The organism is Leptothrix mechoopdaensis (SeqCode), from assembly GCF_053893855.1.
This window is the reverse complement of the sequence record NZ_CM132699.1, coordinates 2629624-2644695: the sequence shown is the minus strand read 5'-3', so window position 1 is coordinate 2644695 and position 15072 is coordinate 2629624. Positions and strand designations below refer to the sequence as shown.

Sequence of the window (15072 nt, the reverse complement as noted above, 5' to 3'; positions counted from 1 at the left end):
GCATGCAATTGACTTATGACGGCAAGGGCTTGCTGCTTCGAGCGACTCCTGATCTGCGAATCGTCTATGCGGACATCATGAGTTGCTGGCTGCGGTCGGCCTTGCATGTGCACTCGCCGTTGAACTTCTTCCACGCTTACGCGACGTCCGCGTTGAAGAGGGGTTCCTATGCCCTGGTCAGCGATGCGCGGGGTATTCCGATTGCCTATGCGTCCTGGGCCTGGTTTGATCTGGCGACGGAGGCCAAATACATCAAGGGCACCACTTCCCTGATCGACCAGGATTGGTCGTCGGGTTCACGCTTGTGGTTCGTCGATTGGATCTGTCTCGACCTGTCGCCGGTGGTCTTGATTCAGTATCTGCGCACGCTCGTGATGCCCGATGAAATGGGGCGTGCATTGCGCGTGAAACCCAGTCGGAGTACTGGGTATATCAAGGAGTTTGTCGGCGTCAATGTGCCGAGTGCATCGCGGCGGGCTTGGCGGCAGTCGTTCATGGACGACCACGGCCTGTTGATGCCGGACGTCGGACAGGCGTCGCCTCACCCGTCCTGACAGGAGCGCTGGCTCAGGAGGCCGCGCCGTCGGCCTCTTCGGGCGCCTTGGTGTGCTTGATGAACACCTGCGCGGCGTAGATGCCGATCTCGTAGAGCAGGCCCATCGGCAGCAGCAGCGCGACCATCGACACCGCGTCGGGCGGCGTCACGAGGCCCGCGACGGCCGCGGCCGCGACCCAGAAGTAGCGCCGGAAACTGCGCAGTTGCTCGATCGTCACGATGCCGAACCGGGCCAGGATCACGACCGCCACCGGCACCTCGAAGGCCACGCCGAAGGCGAGGAACATCGTGATGACGAAGTCGAGGTAGGCCTCGATGTCCGGGCTGACGGCCACCGAGGTCGGCGCCATCGACTGGATCGCCGGGAAGGCCTGACCGAAGACGAAGAAGTAGCAGAAGGCGACGCCGGTGTAGAACAGCAGCGTGCTGGTCACCACCAGCGGCAGGATCAGCCGCTGCTCGTGCTTGTAGAGGCCCGGCGCGACGAAGGCCCAGACCTGGTAGAGCACCCAGGGCAGCGCCGCACCGAAGGCGGCCAGCGCGGTCACCTTGATCGGGATCAGGAAGGGCGAGACGACGCCCACGGCGATCATCTTGGAACCCTGCGGCAGGGCGGCGACCAGCGGGTGTGCCAGCAGGTCGTAGAGGTGCGACGGACCCGGGTAGAACGCCAGCAGCGCGAAGATCACGCCGATGCCGTAGACGGCCTTGAGCAGGCGGTCGCGCAGCTCGATCAGGTGGCTGACGAAGGGCTGCTCGGTGCCGGCGAGTTCGTCTTGGGGGTTCGGGGTCTGGCTCACGGGCGGCGGCGCATGGGGCGGTCGAGGGGCGGGCGGACCGGATCGGTCAGGGCGTTGGCGAGGATCAGCCGAGCGGGCGCGGGCGGTGGCGCTTGACACGCGCGGCGCCCGACTGGACGTGGCGCTTGACGCCTTCGCGGTGCTTGTACCACTGCGGCGTGGCGCCGACCTTCAGGCGCCATTTCTTGCCCGGATGGCGGTACTCGGGCGGCGGCGGTTCCCAGCCGGTGCCAGCGGCGTAGGGGTCGCTCGACGAGGTCGAACCCGACAGCGCGTCCTCTTCGAGGCCTGCACCGATCTGGTTCATGCTGTCGTGCACGCTGCGGTCGATGTCGCGGGCCGCGTCATCGAACTGCGCCTTCATCTTGTTGAGCTCTTCCAGCTCGATCGACCGGTTGACCTCGGCCTTGACGTCCGAGACGTAGCGCTGGGCCCGGCCGAGAAAGGTGCCGGCCATGCGGGCGACGCGCGGCAGGCGCTCGGGGCCGATCACGACCAGCGCGATGCCGCCGATGATGAGCAGCTTGGTGACACCGATGTCGAGCATGGATCAGGCGATGCGACGCGGCCGCGCCGGGGCGGTCGCGGGGACCGTCCGGCAGCGGCCGGTGGGGAACAGGACGTGGATCGGACGCAGGTCCGGGGTCACTTGACCTTGGCCTCGACGTCGACGGTCTGGCCGTCGGCGGCGCGCTTGGCGGTGGTGGCGTCGGCGGTGACCTGGGCCGACGGGGCGGCCGCGTCGGCGGACTTGTCGCCGTCCTTCATGCCGTCCTTGAAGCCCTTGACGGCGCCACCGAGGTCGGAGCCGATGTTCTTGAGCTTCTTGGTGCCGAAGATCAGCACGATGATGACGAGGAAGATGATCAGGTGGGTGGTCGACAGGCCCATGGTGTGGCTCCGGAAGGTCGGTTCAGTTCGAGGAGGATTCTAGGCGGCGGGCGCTTGGGCCCCTGTCTCAGAGGCTCACGCCGCGCAAGGGTTCAACCGTTCAGCCGTGTTTCCACGGACGCGGCCCGCCCATGATGTGCAGGTGCAGGTGATAGATCTCCTGCCCGCCGTCCGGCCCGGTGTTGATGACGGTGCGAAAGCCGTTGGTGGCCCCCTGCTCGCGTGCCAGCTTCGGCGCCAGCGCCAGCATGCGGCCCAGCAGCGCGGCGTGGCTGTCGTCGGCATCGGCCAGGCTGGCGATGTGGGTCTTCGGGATCACCAGCAGGTGCACCGGTGCTGCCGGGTGGATGTCCTTGAAGGCGAGCAGTTCGTCGTCCTCGTGGACCTTGGCCGACGGGATCTGGCCGGCGGCGATCTTGCAGAAGAGGCAGTTCGGGTCGTGGCTCATCGCGGGTTCGGTGGGGTTCGGATCGGTGGGATCAGGGCTGTGCGGCGGGACCGGGCTGGCTGCGCTGCGCGAACTCCTGCAGGCCCGACAGGCCCTCGCGGCGGCGCAGCTCGGCCAGCACGTCCTCGGGGCCGAGGCCGAACTGCGACAGCACGATCAGGCTGTGGAACCACAGGTCGGCGGTCTCGTAGACGATCTGCTCGCGGTCGGCGTCCTTGGCGGCGATGACCAGCTCGGTGGCTTCCTCGCCGATCTTCTTGAGCATGCTGTCCAGGCCCTTGTGGACCAGCTTGGCGACATAGCTCTTGGCCGGATCGGCGCTGCGGCGCTGGGCGATCGTGTCGGCCAGCGCGCGCAGCGTGTCGAGGCTGCCGGCGGCGTCGGGGGACGGGGTCGTGTTCATGCGCGGTAGATCGTGGCCGGATCCTTCAGCACCGGGTCGACGCTGACCCATTGCTGGCCGTCCAGGCGCTGGTAGAAGCAGGAATGCCGGCCGGTGTGGCAGGCGATGCCGGGCTCGTGGCCGAGCTGCTCGACGCGCAGCAGCACGACGTCGTTGTCGCAGTCCAGGCGGATCTCGTGGACCTTCTGCACGTGGCCCGATTCCTCGCCCTTGTGCCAGAGCCGGTTGCGCGAGCGGCTGAAGTAGACGGCCACGCCGCGTTCGGCGGTCAGGGCCAGGGCCTCGCGGTTCATCCAGGCGAACATCAGCACGTCGTTGCTGCGCCATTCCTGGGCGATCACGGGCACCAGCCCGTCGGCGGTCCAGGTGATGTTGTCGAGCCATTGCATGGGTTCAGTGTAGCAACCGACCCTTCATGCAAGTCCCGTGCGCGGGCATCGACAATCGGCTTCAGCGTACCGATCCCAAGCTCCCGACATGAACCTCGCCGCCCCGCGCAACGTCCGTCCTGCCGACCTGCCGCTACTCGTCTCGATGGGTGATCCGTGCGGCATCGGGCCCGAGACGATCGCCGCCGCCGCATTGCGTGGCGAGCTGGACGATGCGGTCGTGGTGGGAGACCCGGCCGTGCTGCAACGCGCGGCGGGCTTCGTGCGGCGGGCTGGCGGGGGCGGACGCGATGACGGCCCGCGCCGGCCGATCGCGGTCATCGGCACGCCCGCCGACGCGGCGTCACTGCCGTCCGGCGTGCTGGCGGTCTGGCCGCTGCAGGGGGGACCGCTCGATCTGGCCACGCTGCCGATCGGCCAGGTCCATGCCGACGCCGGCCGGGCCGCCGCGCAGGCGGTGCGCCAGGCGGCGGGCGCCGTTCAGGCCGGCCTGGGCGCCGCGCTGGTCACCGCGCCGCTGCACAAGGAGGCGCTGGCGGCCGCCGGCGAACATCACCCCGGCCACACCGAGCTGCTGGCCGAGCTGGCCGGCACGCTGGGCCACCCGGCCGATGTCCGGATGATGCTGGCCAACGAGCACCTGAAGACCGTGCTGGTGACGGTGCACTGCGCCTTGCGCGAGGCCATCGACCGCGTCACCTTCGACGCCGTGCTGGACACCTTGCGGATCGCCCACCGCAGCGCAGCGGCCTGGGGTCAGCCGACGCCGCGCATCGCGGTGGCCGGGCTGAATCCGCATGCCGGCGAGGGCGGGCTGTTCGGCCGCGAGGAGATCGAGACCATCGCCCCGGCCATCGCCGCCGCGCGTGCCGAGGGCATCGACGCCCGCGGCCCGCACGCGCCCGACACGGTGTTCATGCGGGCCCGCCAGGGCGAGTTCGACCTGGTGCTGGCGATGTACCACGACCAGGGCCTGATCCCGGTGAAGTACCTCGGGCTCGACGAGGGCGTCAACGTCACGCTGGGCCTGCCCTTCGTGCGCACCAGCCCGGACCACGGCACCGCCTTCGACATCGCCGGGCGCGGCATCGCCGATCCGGCCAGCCTGATCGCCGCGCTGCGCATGGCGCGACGTCTGGCCGGCGCTTGACCGCTCAGCCCGCGTAGGACAGCGCCACGCCCGCGAACACCGCGAAGCCGAGCCAGTGGTTGGCGCGGAAGGCGCGGAAGCAGCCGTCGCGGCTGCGGTCGCGGATCAGCCGGAAGTGCCACAGCGCCTGCCCGGCCGCCACCGCCAGGCCCGCGACATAGACCGCGCCGAGGCCTTGCGACAGCCCGAGCCAGCCCCAGGCCAGCAGGTGGGCGGCGTAGAAGGCCATCACGCCGGCGACGTCGTAGCGGCCGAGCGTGATCGCCGAGGTCTGGATGCCGATGCGCAGGTCGTCGTCGCGGTCGACCATGGCGTATTCGGTGTCGTAGGCCAGCACCCAGAACAGGTTGCCCAGCAGCAGGCCCCAGGCCAGCGGCGGGATCTCGCCGCGCACGGCGGCGAAGGCCATCGGGATGCCGAAGCTGAAGGCCACGCCCAGGACGGCCTGCGGCATCGAGACGTGGCGCTTGGCGTAGGGGTAGACCAGCGCGACGGCCAGCGCCGCGAACGACCAGGCGATGGTGGCCGCGTTGGTCGTCAGCACCAGCGCGAAGGCGAGCAGCGCGAGCACGGCGCCGACGGCCAGCGCCTCGCGCGCCGACAGCGCGCCGCGCGTGACCGGGCGTTGCGCCGTGCGCTTGACGTGGCGGTCGAACTCGCGGTCGGCCACGTCGTTGATGCAGCAGCCGGCGCTGCGCATCAGGACCGTGCCGAGCGTGAACACCGCCAGCAGGTGCCAGCCGGGGAAGCCGCCGGCGGCGATCCACAGCGCGGCCAGCGTCGGCCACAGCAGCAGCAGCCAGCCGGCCGGGCGGTTCCAGCGGATCAGGTCGAGGTAGAGGGCAAGGCGGGAGCTGGGCGGTGCGGCGAGGTCCATGGCGCGAAATTATCGGCCGCAGCCGCCGCGCTGGCGTCGGCGCCGGACGGGGGCTCGGCATCGTCCTGGCCCGCCGTCTTCTTGCCGTCCGGGCCGGCACCGACGGCCTTGATCACCGGCCGGCGGTCGCGCCAGCCGCGCAGGAAGGCACGGATGTCCTCCGCCGGCATCGGCCGGGCGGCCAGGTAACCCTGGATCTGCTCGCAGCCTTCCGCGCCCAGCACCTGCACCTGGGCCGGCTCCTCGACGCCTTCGGCCACCGTCGTCATGCGCAGCGACTTGGCCAGCGCGACGATGTTGCGCACGATCGCGCGGGCGTCGCGGCTGATGAGCATCTCGCGCACGAAGGCGCGGTCGATCTTCAGCGTGTCGAACGGGAAGCGGCGCAGGTAGGCCAGCGACGAGTAGCCGGTGCCGAAGTCGTCCAGCGCGATGCGCACGCCCAGGCCCTGCAGCGATTCGAGCTGGTGGACCGTGCTGCGGTTCTCCTGCAGGAAGACCGATTCGGTGATCTCCAGCTCCAGCCGGTGCGGCGCCAGGCCGCTGTCCTTCAGCGCCGACTGCACCATGCCGACGACGTTCTGCGCCATCAGCTGGACCGGCGAGAGGTTGACCGCCAGCGTCAGGTCCCCGGGCCAGCGTGCGGCGCAGCGGCAGGCTTCCTGCATGGCCCATTCGCCCAGCGTCAGGATCAGCCCGCAGTCCTCGGCGATCGGGATGAACTCGACCGGCGGGATGTTGCCGTGCTCCGGGTGACGCCAGCGCATCAGCGCCTCGAAGCCGGTGATGCGCCAGCCGTCCAGCGCGATCTTGGGCTGGAACGCCAGCGACAGCTGGCCCTGCTCGATCGCGTCGCGCAGGTCGCGTTCCATCATCTGGCGCCGCCGCGCCTGCTCGCCCAGGCGCTGCACGTAGTAGCGCACCGAACCGGGCTCGCGCGACTTGGCGTCGTAGAGCGCCAGGTCGGCGTTCTGCAGCAGCTCGTCGACCGCCAGGCCGTCGGCCGGGTAGCGCGAGATGCCGATGCTCATGCGGACCTGGACCTGCGAGTTCTGCACCAGGATCGGCGCGTCCAGCGACTCGGTCAGGCGTTGCGTCAGCGCGTCGAGCGGGCCGGTCTCCGTCAGGCCTTCAACCAGCACGGCGAACTCGTCGCCGCCCAGCCGTGCCACGACGGCACCCCGCGGCAGTGCCTGCCGAAGACGCTGGCCGACCTCCGTCAGCAGGGCGTCGCCGGCCGGGTGGCCGTAGGTGTCGTTGACGTGCTTGAAGTTGTCCAGGTCCATGCACATCACCGCGCCACCGGTCGCGCCCGGGCGCAGGCGCTGGATCGCCGATTCGAGCAGGACGCGGAAATGGGCCCGGTTGGTCAGGCCGGTCAGGGTGTCGAAGTGGGCCAGCCAGGACAGCCGCCGGTCGGCCAGCCGCGCCTGTGTGACGTCGCGGGCGACGCCGCGCCAGCCCATCGCGGTGCCGTCCTCGTCGATCAGCGGCTTGGCGGTCAGCGACCACCAGCAGGCCTGGCCGCGGATCATCAGCGGCAGCAGCAGGTCGCGGAACGGCCGGCCTTCGGTCATGCATTGCTGCAGCATCAGGCGCGATTCGCGCTCGCCGTCCGGCAGGTCACGCTGCAGCTGCTGGATCACCGCCAGCAGCGGGCGGCGGTTCAGCTCCGTCAGCGGCAGGCCCAGGGCGCCCGACAGGCGCCGGGTGACGCGCTGCAGACGGCCGGAGGTGTCGATTTCCCAGAGCACGTCGGCGCCCTGGTCCTCGAAGTCGCGCAGCAGCAGGCTGATCAGCTGGCCCTGCTGCTGGGCCAGGTGTTCGGCACGGACGCGGGCCTGCAGGCTGACCGAGGTCCAGCGCACCGTGCTGGCCAGGACGGCGATGCAGCCGCCCCACAGCAGCAGGCCGATGCCGTCGAAGGCGCCCGGGTAGAGCAGCTGCGTCAGCACCAGCGCGGCGCTCAGGCCGCCCAGGTAGGCATGGGCGGCCACCGGCAGGCTCGCCAGCGTGACCGCACCGATGGCGCACAGGCCGATCAGCCCGGCCGTGACCAGGCTGCGGTCGCCGCCCGACTGCACCAGCATCCAGCCCGGCAGCAGGCCCCACAGCAGGCCATAGAGACCGGCACCGAAGGTCAACCGGCGCAAGGCGTCGGCCGACACCTTGCGGCGCGGGTCGCGCCGGCCGCGCCACCAGAACTGCGCCAGTGCGAGTTCGAGCGCGGTCACCAGCGAGGCCCAGAGCCAGACGCTCGGGTCGATCGCGGCGCGCGGGCCGAAGGCGGCCAGCAGCAGCGTGATCACGAGGCTGGCGCCGATGGCGACGGGCAGATGGCGCTGCAGCGCATCGACCTGGCGCTGGCGCAGCAGGTCGGCGCTGGCGCGCTGGTCGATGTCCGGACGCGGCGGGCGCTGGCGCCGATCGGCGCTGCGGCGTTCGACGCGGCGACGCTCGACCCCGCCAGGCGGCCGGGTGGCGGCACCGGGCGGCAGGCTGGACGGCGCTGCGCTGGAATTCTTGGCGGAGGTTCTGGACTTGAGCGAGGGCGGCATGCTGGACCCGGCGGGCCATGAAGGGCCGCCGCGCGTGACCGGTGTTTCGGCCTGTCGTCGCCGCACTTGAGTGCCAACTGCCGATTCCGGCACGAATCGGGGCCGCCCGGCGACGTCCGGCGGCATGCGGCGTGATGCCTTGCCGCCGCGCCGGGCTCAGTCGGTCAGCCGCTTCGCGCCGGCCAGCTCGCAGGCGTAGATCGCGTTGCGCAGCGCCGCGATGGCCTCGTAGCGGGTGAAGGTGCGGCGCCAGGCCAGCACGACCCGGCGCGTCGGCACCGGGTCGCTGAACGGCACGTACTTCACCAGCGGCGGGCTGTCCGAGTGGCCGCTGCGCGGGATCGACAGCCGCGGCACCACGGTGATGCCCATGCCCGAGGCGACCATGTGCTTGATCGTCTCCAGCGACGAGCCCTCGAAGCTCTTGCGGATGCCCTCGGCGTCGCTGGCGAAGCGGGCGAACTCGGGGCAGACCTCCAGCACGTGATCGCGGAAGCAGTGGCCGGTGCCCAGCAGCAGCATGGTCTCCTGCTTCAGCTCGGTCGAGCTGATCGAGGTGCGCGTGGCCAGCGGGTGTTTCTCGGGCATCGCGATGACGAAGGGCTCGTCGTAGAGCGGCGCGATCGCCAGGCCGGTGTCGGGGAAGGGCTCGGCCAGGATGGCGCAGTCCAGCTCGCCGGTGCGCAGCATCTCCAGCAGCCGCACGGTGAAGTTCTCCTGCAGCATCAGCGGCATTTGCGGCACCCGCTCGATGGCCTTGCGCACCAGGTCGGGCAGCAGGTAGGGGCCGATCGTGTAGATCACGCCGAGCCGCAGCGGGCCGGCCAGCGGGTCCTTGCCGCGCCGGGCGATCTCCTTGATCGACGCGGCGTTCTCCAGCGTGGCCTGGGCCTGCCGGACGATCTCCTCGCCCAGCGGTGTCACGCTGACCTCGCTGCCGCCGCGCTCGAAGAGCTTGACCTCGAGTTCCTCCTCCAGCTTCTTGATCGCCACCGACAGCGTCGGCTGCGAGACGAAGCAGGCTTCGGCGGCGCGCCCGAAGTGGCGCTCGCGGGCGACGGCGACGATGTAGCGCAGTTCGGTGAGGGTCATCTCGTTCGTGCCGTGGGTGCCGTGCAGGGAAGGGCGATGTCCGGATGCAGGGTCCGCCTGCATGGGCCGGGCCGATCCGATCGGTGGCGTCGATTGTGCTGAAAAACACGCGCTGCGGGTCCGCCGCGAAGCCGGTCGGCAGGCCTTGCGGGCACCCGGATCAACCCTGGTCCGGCGCGGTCCGGTCGTCCCCACTGTGGTGCCCAGGCATCGCCCGGGCGTCGCCGTGTCGGACCGGACGTGACGGGTCCGGACGGCTTCCTATAATTGCGGGTTGGTATCAATGACCGGCATCAAGATAACCCCATGAATCAATTGCTCTCTGCGCACGCCGTCCTGCGGGCCGTGACCTTCGCGACGCTGACCCTGGTCGGCGGTGTCTCGACCGCCCAGGCCCAGGAAATCAAGGGTGACGCGGCTGCCGGCAAGACCAAGGCGGCCATGTGCATCGGCTGCCACGGCATCCCGGGCTACCGCGCCAGCTTCCCCGAGGTCTACCAGGTGCCGATGATCTCGGGCCAGGGCGCCGGCTACATCGTGTCGGCCCTGACCGCCTACCAGAAGGGCGACCGCAAGCACCCGACGATGCGCGGCATCGCCGGTTCGCTGACCGATCAGGACAAGGCCGACCTCGGCGCGTTCTACGCCTCGCACGGCGAAGGCGCCACGCCGGCTCCGGCGGCCGCACCGTCCGGCCCGGTGGCCGAGCTGCTGACCAAGGGCGCCTGCGCGAGCTGCCACGGCGACAACTTCAGCAAGCCGGTCGACCCCAACAGCATCCCGAAGCTGGCAGGCCAGCCGGCCGACTACCTGTACGCCGCCCTGCGTTCGTACAAGACCGAAGGCAACGCCAACGTCGGCCGCGCCAACGCGGTCATGGGCGGTCAGGTCAAGCAGTTCAAGGACACCGAACTGAAGGCGATCGCGAAGTACCTGTCGTCGCTGCCGACCGAGCTGTCGGTCAAGCAGAACGCCAAGTTCCGCTGATCCCCGAAGGCGGACCGGACCAGCGCCGACCGCCTCGCGATCCGAACAAGCCCGGCACGTCCGGGCTTTTTCACGCCCAGAAGGCGGGCAAAGTCAACAACGGGTGGATCCGGTTCGATTTCCGGGTTCAGGGATGGGCCGCCTCGGTCGATACTGGCAGGAACACGTCCCGAGCCTGCCGTCCGCCGCCGCACCCATCCCCCGCCGATGCTCAAGCGTATCCCCGTCGACCAGCTGCGCCTGGGCATGTTCCTCCACGAGCTGTGCGGCTCCTGGATGGACCACCCCTTCTGGCGCAAGAAGTTCCTGCTGCAGGATCCCGAGGACCTGCGCCGGGTCCGCGAGTGCGGCATCGGCGAGGTCTGGATTGACACCGATCGCGGCCATGACGTCGACGGCGGCCTGACCGCGGACGAGGTCGCCGTGCAGGTCGAGCGCGAACTGGAAGAGGTCGCCGAGGCGCCGATCCAGCTGCCGCCCCAGGTGCTGCGGCCGGCCGTGCGGCCGGAGCCCGAATCGCTGGCGCCTTGCCGTCCGGCCGACGAATACGGCCGTGCGGCCCGCATCGTCGACCTGGCCAAGCAGCAGGTCGAGAGCCTCTACGCCGACGCCCGCATGGGCCGCGTGCTGCAGGTCGACGGCTGCATGCCGCTGGTCGACGACATCATCGGATCGGTCACGCGCAACCAGGCCGCGCTCAGCAGCCTGGTGCGGCTCAAGACCCAGGACGAATACACCTACCTCCACTCGGTCGCCGTCTGCACGTTGATGGTCGCGCTGGCGCGCACCCTCAAGCTGTCCGACGAGGACGTGCGCATCGCCGGTCTGTCCGGCCTGCTGCACGACATGGGCAAGGCCCGCATCCCGCTGGCGATCCTCAACAAGAACGGCCGCCTGACCGACGACGAGTTCCGCATCATGAAGATGCACCCGGTCTGGGGCCACGAGATGCTGGTGGCCGCCGGCACGCCGCCGTCGATGGTGCTGGACGTCTGCCTGCACCACCACGAGAAGGTCGACGGCTCGGGCTATCCGAAGAGCCTCAAGGCTCAGCAGATCAGCGTGCATGCGCGCATGGGCTCGGTCTGCGACGTCTATGACGCGGTGACCTCGGTGCGGCCCTACAAGGGCGCCTGGGACCCGGGCGAGGCGGTCCGCCAGATGGCGCAGTGGAAGGGCCATTTCGACCCGGCGATCTTCCAGGCCTTCGTCAAGACGGTGGGCATCTACCCGGTCGGCACGGTGGTCCGGCTCGAATCGGGCCGCATCGGCGTGGTGCTGGAACAGAACGATGCCTCGCTGCTGATGCCGCGCGTCAAGGTGTTCTTCTCCAGCAAGTCGGACCTGCCGATCCCGCCCGAGACCATCGACCTGGCACGTGGCACCGACCGCATCACCGGCGTCGAGCCGGCCGAACGCTGGAAGGCCGAGATGCTGGCCGACCTGTGGCTGGACGGCGCCCTGCCGCGTCGCTGACGGTCGACGGCACAGCCGTCCGGGCCCGCCAGGAGCTCGCTAAAGCGCCACTTTCACGGCGCTTATCGCCCTCAAGTTTTCCGTTGCGCTGAGAACAATCGGTCGGTACCCGGAGTGGACCGTTCATGGCCGACAGCGCACAAGACAAACAACTGCCAGCAACCGAGCGGCGCCTGAAACAGGCCCGCGAAGAAGGCCAGGTCGCCCGTTCGCGCGACCTGGGGCACTTCGCCGTGATCGCCGCCGGACTGTCGCTGGTGCTGCTGGGTGCGCCGTCGATGACGCACTTCCTGCGCGACCTGATGGCCGCCGGCCTGCGCTTCGACGTCAACTCGGTCGTGCAGCCGCGCCTGATGCAGGAGCGCCTCGGGCAGATGTTCGGCCCGACGCTGCTGATGGGCTTCGGCCTCGGCGGTGTCACCGCGCTGGTGGCGCTGGCCGCTGCGGTCGTCTCGGGCGGCTGGAACTTCACCCTCCAGCCGCTGGCGCCCAAGTTCTCCAAGCTGAACCCGCTGGCGGGGCTGGGCCGCATCTTCTCGAAGGCCCAGTTCGGCGACATGCTCAAGGCCTGCCTGCTGGCGCTGGTGCTGGGCATCGTCGGGGCGAGCTACCTCTGGAACCACCTGGAGGACTTCGCGCTGACCCAGGCCATGCCGCTGCCGGCGGCCTTCGCGGCGGCCGGTGACCGCATCGCCTCGGGCCTGTGGCTGCTGCTGCTGGTGCTGGCCGTGTTCGCCGCGATCGACGTGCCGCTGCAGCGCCACCTGCACCAGTCGCAGCTCAAGATGAGCCTGCAGGAGGTCAAGGAAGAGCACAAGCAGCAGGAAGGCAGCCCCGAGCTGAAGGGCCGTCTGCGCCAGCGCATGCGCGAGGTCTCGCGTCGCCGGATGCTGGCCGCCGTGCCCAGCGCCGACCTGGTCGTGATGAACCCGACCCACTACGCCGTCGCGCTGAAGTACGAGGACGGCAAGCAGGCCGCCCCGCGCATCGTCGCCAAGGGTGCCGACCTGATGGCCATGAAGATCCGCGACATCGCCCGCGAGGCCAAGGTGCCGGTGCTGCAGGCCCCGCCGCTGGCGCGTGCGCTGTACGCCCACGGAGAACTCGACCGCGAGATCCCGTACGCGCTCTACAGCGCCGTGGCCCAGGTGCTGGCCCACGTGTTCCAGCTGCGTGCCGCGCTGGCCGGCCGGGCGCCCTGGCCGTCCGACCTGCCCGCCATCGCCGTGCCGCCTGAGCTCGATCCCCATCACGTCAAGACTGTCCAAGCCTGATGAAGCTCGACAACGCCCTGCCTTTCCTGGCCCCGCTGCAGCGGGCCTTCGGTGCCAACACGGCCGCCATCAAGGGCATGGCCGCGCCGCTGCTGATCATCCTCGTGCTGGCGATGATGGTGCTGCCGCTGCCGGCCTTCGCGCTCGACTTGTTCTTCACCTTCAACATCGCCACCGCGTTGATGGTGATGCTGGTGGCGTCCTACATGATCAAGCCGCTGGACTTCGCGGCCTTCCCGACGGTGCTGCTGCTGACCACGCTGCTGCGGCTGTCGCTGAACGTCGCGTCCAGCCGGGTCGTGCTGATGGAAGGCCACACCGGCCCGGGCGCGGCCGGCGCGGTGATCGAGAGCTTCGGCCACTTCCTGATCGGCGGCAACTTCGCGGTCGGCCTGATCGTCTTCGCGATCCTGGTGGTCATCAACTTCGTCGTCATCACCAAGGGCGCCGAGCGCATCGCCGAGGTCGGCGCGCGCTTCACGCTGGACGCGATGCCCGGCAAGCAGATGGCGATCGATGCCGACCTGAACGCCGGCAACATCGACGAGAAGGAGGCCAAGCGCCGCCGCGTCGAGGTCCAGGAAGAGGCCGAGTTCTTCGGCTCCATGGACGGTGCCAGCAAGTTCGTGCGCGGCGACGCCATCGCCGGCATCCTGATCCTGTTCATCAACATCATCGGCGGCTTCATCATCGGCATGGCCCAGCACGGCCTGGGTGCCGGCGAGGCGGCCAGCAGCTACATCCTGCTGGCGGTCGGTGACGCGCTGGTCGCGCAGATCCCGGCGCTGCTGATCTCGGTCGCCTCGGCGATGGTCGTCTCGCGCGTGGGCAAGGACCAGGACGTCGGCACGCAGATCGTCGGCCAGATGTTCCGCTCGCCGCATTCGGTGGCCATCGTGGCCGGCGTGATCGGCCTGCTGGGCGTCATCCCGGGCATGCCGCACGTGGTCTTCCTGCTGATCGGCGGCGGCCTGGCCCTGCTGTCGCGCTGGATGTTCAAGGAGGCCGAACGCAAGAAGGCCGAACCGCCGCCGGCCGAGCCCGCACCGGCCGCCGCCAACCCGAACGCCGAGGCCAGCTGGGACGATCTCCAGCCGGTCGACACGCTGGGCATGGAGGTCGGCTACCGCCTGATCGCGCTGGTCGACAAGGGCCGTGGCGGCGACCTGCTCAACCGCATCCGCGGCGTGCGCAAGAAATTCGCGCAGGAGGTCGGCTTCCTGCCGCCGGCCGTGCACATCCGCGACAACCTCGAACTCAAGCCCAGCATGTACCGCATCACGCTGCGTGGCGCGGTGATCGGCGAGGGCGAGGCCTTCCCCGGCATGCACCTGGCCATCAACCCGGGCCACGCCACGCTGGCGCTGCAGGGCTCGACGACGACCGATCCTGCCTTCGGATTGCCGGCCACCTGGATCGATGACCGCCAGCGCGAAAGCGCCCAAATGGCGGGATACACGGTGGTTGATTCCTCGACCGTCGTGGCGACCCATCTCTCACACTTGATGCAAATGCACGCGGCCCGTCTGCTGGGCCGCACCGAGACCCAGGCACTGGTCGAGCATGTGACCAAGCTGGCACCCAAACTGATCGAAGACGTGGTTCCCAAGATGATCGCCATCGCCCCCCTGCAAAAGGTCCTCCAGCTGCTGCTGGAAGAGGGCGTGCACATCCGCGACATGCGCTCGATCATCGAGGCGCTGGCCGAACACGCCAGCCAGATCGCCGACCCGGCCGAGCTGGCCCGCCGCCTGCGCATCGCGCTGGCCCCGGCCATCGTGCAGCAGATCTACGGCAGCCAGCGCGAGCTGGACGTCATCGCCATCGAGCCGGAGCTGGAGCGCCTGCTGTCGCAGGCCCTCAACTCTCCGCACGGCGCGGTGCTCGATCCGGGCGTCGCCGACCACCTGTCGCGCGGTGCCGCCGATGCGGCGCGCCGCCAGGAAGACCTCGGCCACCCGGCCTGCCTGCTGGTGCCGGACTCGATCCGCTCGCCGGTGGCACGACTGCTCAAGCGCGCCGCCCCCCGGCTGCGCGTGCTGGGGCACAGCGAGATCCCAGACACCCACTCGATCCGCATCGGCTCGATCATCGGAGCGAACGCATGACCCACCCCGCATCCATCGGTCTGCCAACCGCCCGTGACATGGCCATCGCATCGGCCCGGCAGG

General features: G+C 69.8%; 15 protein-coding genes. 6 read left to right on the top strand and 9 right to left on the bottom strand.

The genetic code is table 11. The annotated features are described in order from the left end of the window. Positions 1-2 precede the first annotated feature (2 nt). A complete protein-coding gene (locus ACWA7K_RS11550) occupies positions 3-554 on the top strand; it encodes a toxin-activating lysine-acyltransferase (protein ID WP_456161537.1) in 552 nt (183 codons plus the stop codon). Positions 555-567: 13 nt separating this feature from the next. On the opposite strand, the gene tatC is transcribed toward ACWA7K_RS11550, so the two are convergent. The 6 genes from tatC to hisI form a co-directional block, all read right to left on the bottom strand. After that, the gene (gene tatC, locus ACWA7K_RS11545; protein ID WP_456210114.1) at positions 568-1356 is read right to left on the bottom strand and encodes a twin-arginine translocase subunit TatC; all 789 of its coding nucleotides are present in this window, start codon (positions 1354-1356) and stop codon (positions 568-570) included. 64 nt (positions 1357-1420) lie between these two features. Further along, on the bottom strand, positions 1421-1903 hold the full coding sequence (gene tatB / locus ACWA7K_RS11540) for a Sec-independent protein translocase protein TatB (RefSeq protein ID WP_456161533.1): 483 nt from the start codon (positions 1901-1903) through the stop codon (positions 1421-1423). 98 nt (positions 1904-2001) lie between these two features. Then, positions 2002-2247, bottom strand: coding sequence for a Sec-independent protein translocase subunit TatA (gene tatA / locus ACWA7K_RS11535; protein WP_456161531.1), 246 nt, complete (start codon positions 2245-2247; stop codon positions 2002-2004). Between the two features lie 100 nt (positions 2248-2347). After that, positions 2348-2695, bottom strand: coding sequence for a histidine triad nucleotide-binding protein (locus tag ACWA7K_RS11530; RefSeq protein ID WP_456161530.1), 348 nt, complete (start codon positions 2693-2695; stop codon positions 2348-2350). A 31-nt stretch (positions 2696-2726) separates the two neighbouring features. After that, complete coding sequence (locus ACWA7K_RS11525; protein WP_456161529.1) at positions 2727-3098, bottom strand: phosphoribosyl-ATP diphosphatase; 372 nt, start codon at positions 3096-3098, stop codon at positions 2727-2729. Beyond that, positions 3095-3487 (bottom strand): phosphoribosyl-AMP cyclohydrolase, encoded by a 393-nt coding sequence (hisI, locus tag ACWA7K_RS11520; protein WP_456161528.1) that lies wholly within the window; start codon positions 3485-3487, stop codon positions 3095-3097. Before hisI ends, ACWA7K_RS11525 begins: the two co-directional genes overlap by 4 nt. Before the next feature lie 88 nt (positions 3488-3575). Between hisI and pdxA the strand changes: the two genes are divergently transcribed. Further along, complete coding sequence (gene pdxA / locus ACWA7K_RS11515) at positions 3576-4637, top strand: 4-hydroxythreonine-4-phosphate dehydrogenase PdxA (protein WP_456161527.1); 1062 nt, start codon at positions 3576-3578, stop codon at positions 4635-4637. Between the two features lie 4 nt (positions 4638-4641). Here the strand turns inward: pdxA and ubiA are convergent, their stop codons facing one another. The 3 genes from ubiA to ACWA7K_RS11500 form a co-directional block, all read right to left on the bottom strand. Beyond that, positions 4642-5514, bottom strand: a complete 873-nt coding sequence (gene ubiA / locus ACWA7K_RS11510; protein WP_456161526.1) for a 4-hydroxybenzoate octaprenyltransferase — start codon at positions 5512-5514, stop codon at positions 4642-4644. Next, positions 5463-8072: a putative bifunctional diguanylate cyclase/phosphodiesterase gene (locus ACWA7K_RS11505; RefSeq protein WP_456161525.1), complete on the bottom strand. Its 2610-nt coding sequence runs from the start codon at positions 8070-8072 to the stop codon at positions 5463-5465. Before ACWA7K_RS11505 ends, ubiA begins: the two co-directional genes overlap by 52 nt. A gap of 156 nt (positions 8073-8228) precedes the next feature. After that, positions 8229-9164, bottom strand: a complete 936-nt coding sequence (locus ACWA7K_RS11500) for a LysR substrate-binding domain-containing protein (protein WP_456161524.1) — start codon at positions 9162-9164, stop codon at positions 8229-8231. Positions 9165-9470: 306 nt separating this feature from the next. Between ACWA7K_RS11500 and ACWA7K_RS11495 the strand changes: the two genes are divergently transcribed. From ACWA7K_RS11495 to flhA, 4 genes are all read left to right on the top strand, one after another. After that, positions 9471-10151, top strand: a complete 681-nt coding sequence (locus tag ACWA7K_RS11495) for a c-type cytochrome (RefSeq protein WP_456161523.1) — start codon at positions 9471-9473, stop codon at positions 10149-10151. 207 nt (positions 10152-10358) lie between these two features. Beyond that, positions 10359-11627, top strand: coding sequence for an HD-GYP domain-containing protein (locus tag ACWA7K_RS11490; protein WP_456161521.1), 1269 nt, complete (start codon positions 10359-10361; stop codon positions 11625-11627). A 125-nt stretch (positions 11628-11752) separates the two neighbouring features. Next, positions 11753-12901, top strand: coding sequence for a flagellar biosynthesis protein FlhB (gene flhB, locus ACWA7K_RS11485; protein WP_456161519.1), 1149 nt, complete (start codon positions 11753-11755; stop codon positions 12899-12901). A gap of 77 nt (positions 12902-12978) precedes the next feature. Continuing rightward, the gene (gene flhA, locus ACWA7K_RS11480; RefSeq protein WP_456168780.1) at positions 12979-15009 is read left to right on the top strand and encodes a flagellar biosynthesis protein FlhA; all 2031 of its coding nucleotides are present in this window, start codon (positions 12979-12981) and stop codon (positions 15007-15009) included. Positions 15010-15072: the final 63 nt, after the last annotated feature.

Excerpts from the sequence above, each read along its gene's own strand:
- ACWA7K_RS11550 (WP_456161537.1), top strand. The coding sequence starts at position 3 with ATGCAATTGACTTATGACGGCAAGGGCTTGCTGCTTCGAGCGACTCCT.
- tatB (WP_456161533.1), bottom strand. The coding sequence starts at position 1,903 with ATGCTCGACATCGGTGTCACCAAGCTGCTCATCATCGGCGGCATCGCG.
- tatA (WP_456161531.1), bottom strand. The coding sequence starts at position 2,247 with ATGGGCCTGTCGACCACCCACCTGATCATCTTCCTCGTCATCATCGTG.
- ACWA7K_RS11530 (WP_456161530.1), bottom strand. The coding sequence starts at position 2,695 with ATGAGCCACGACCCGAACTGCCTCTTCTGCAAGATCGCCGCCGGCCAG.
- ACWA7K_RS11525 (WP_456161529.1), bottom strand. The coding sequence starts at position 3,098 with ATGAACACGACCCCGTCCCCCGACGCCGCCGGCAGCCTCGACACGCTG.
- hisI (WP_456161528.1), bottom strand. The coding sequence starts at position 3,487 with ATGCAATGGCTCGACAACATCACCTGGACCGCCGACGGGCTGGTGCCC.
- pdxA (WP_456161527.1), top strand. The coding sequence starts at position 3,576 with ATGAACCTCGCCGCCCCGCGCAACGTCCGTCCTGCCGACCTGCCGCTA.
- ubiA (WP_456161526.1), bottom strand. The coding sequence starts at position 5,514 with ATGGACCTCGCCGCACCGCCCAGCTCCCGCCTTGCCCTCTACCTCGAC.
- ACWA7K_RS11505 (WP_456161525.1), bottom strand. The coding sequence starts at position 8,072 with ATGCCGCCCTCGCTCAAGTCCAGAACCTCCGCCAAGAATTCCAGCGCA.
- ACWA7K_RS11500 (WP_456161524.1), bottom strand. The coding sequence starts at position 9,164 with ATGACCCTCACCGAACTGCGCTACATCGTCGCCGTCGCCCGCGAGCGC.
- ACWA7K_RS11495 (WP_456161523.1), top strand. The coding sequence starts at position 9,471 with ATGAATCAATTGCTCTCTGCGCACGCCGTCCTGCGGGCCGTGACCTTC.
- ACWA7K_RS11490 (WP_456161521.1), top strand. The coding sequence starts at position 10,359 with ATGCTCAAGCGTATCCCCGTCGACCAGCTGCGCCTGGGCATGTTCCTC.
- flhB (WP_456161519.1), top strand. The coding sequence starts at position 11,753 with ATGGCCGACAGCGCACAAGACAAACAACTGCCAGCAACCGAGCGGCGC.
- flhA (WP_456168780.1), top strand. The coding sequence starts at position 12,979 with ATGGCCGCGCCGCTGCTGATCATCCTCGTGCTGGCGATGATGGTGCTG.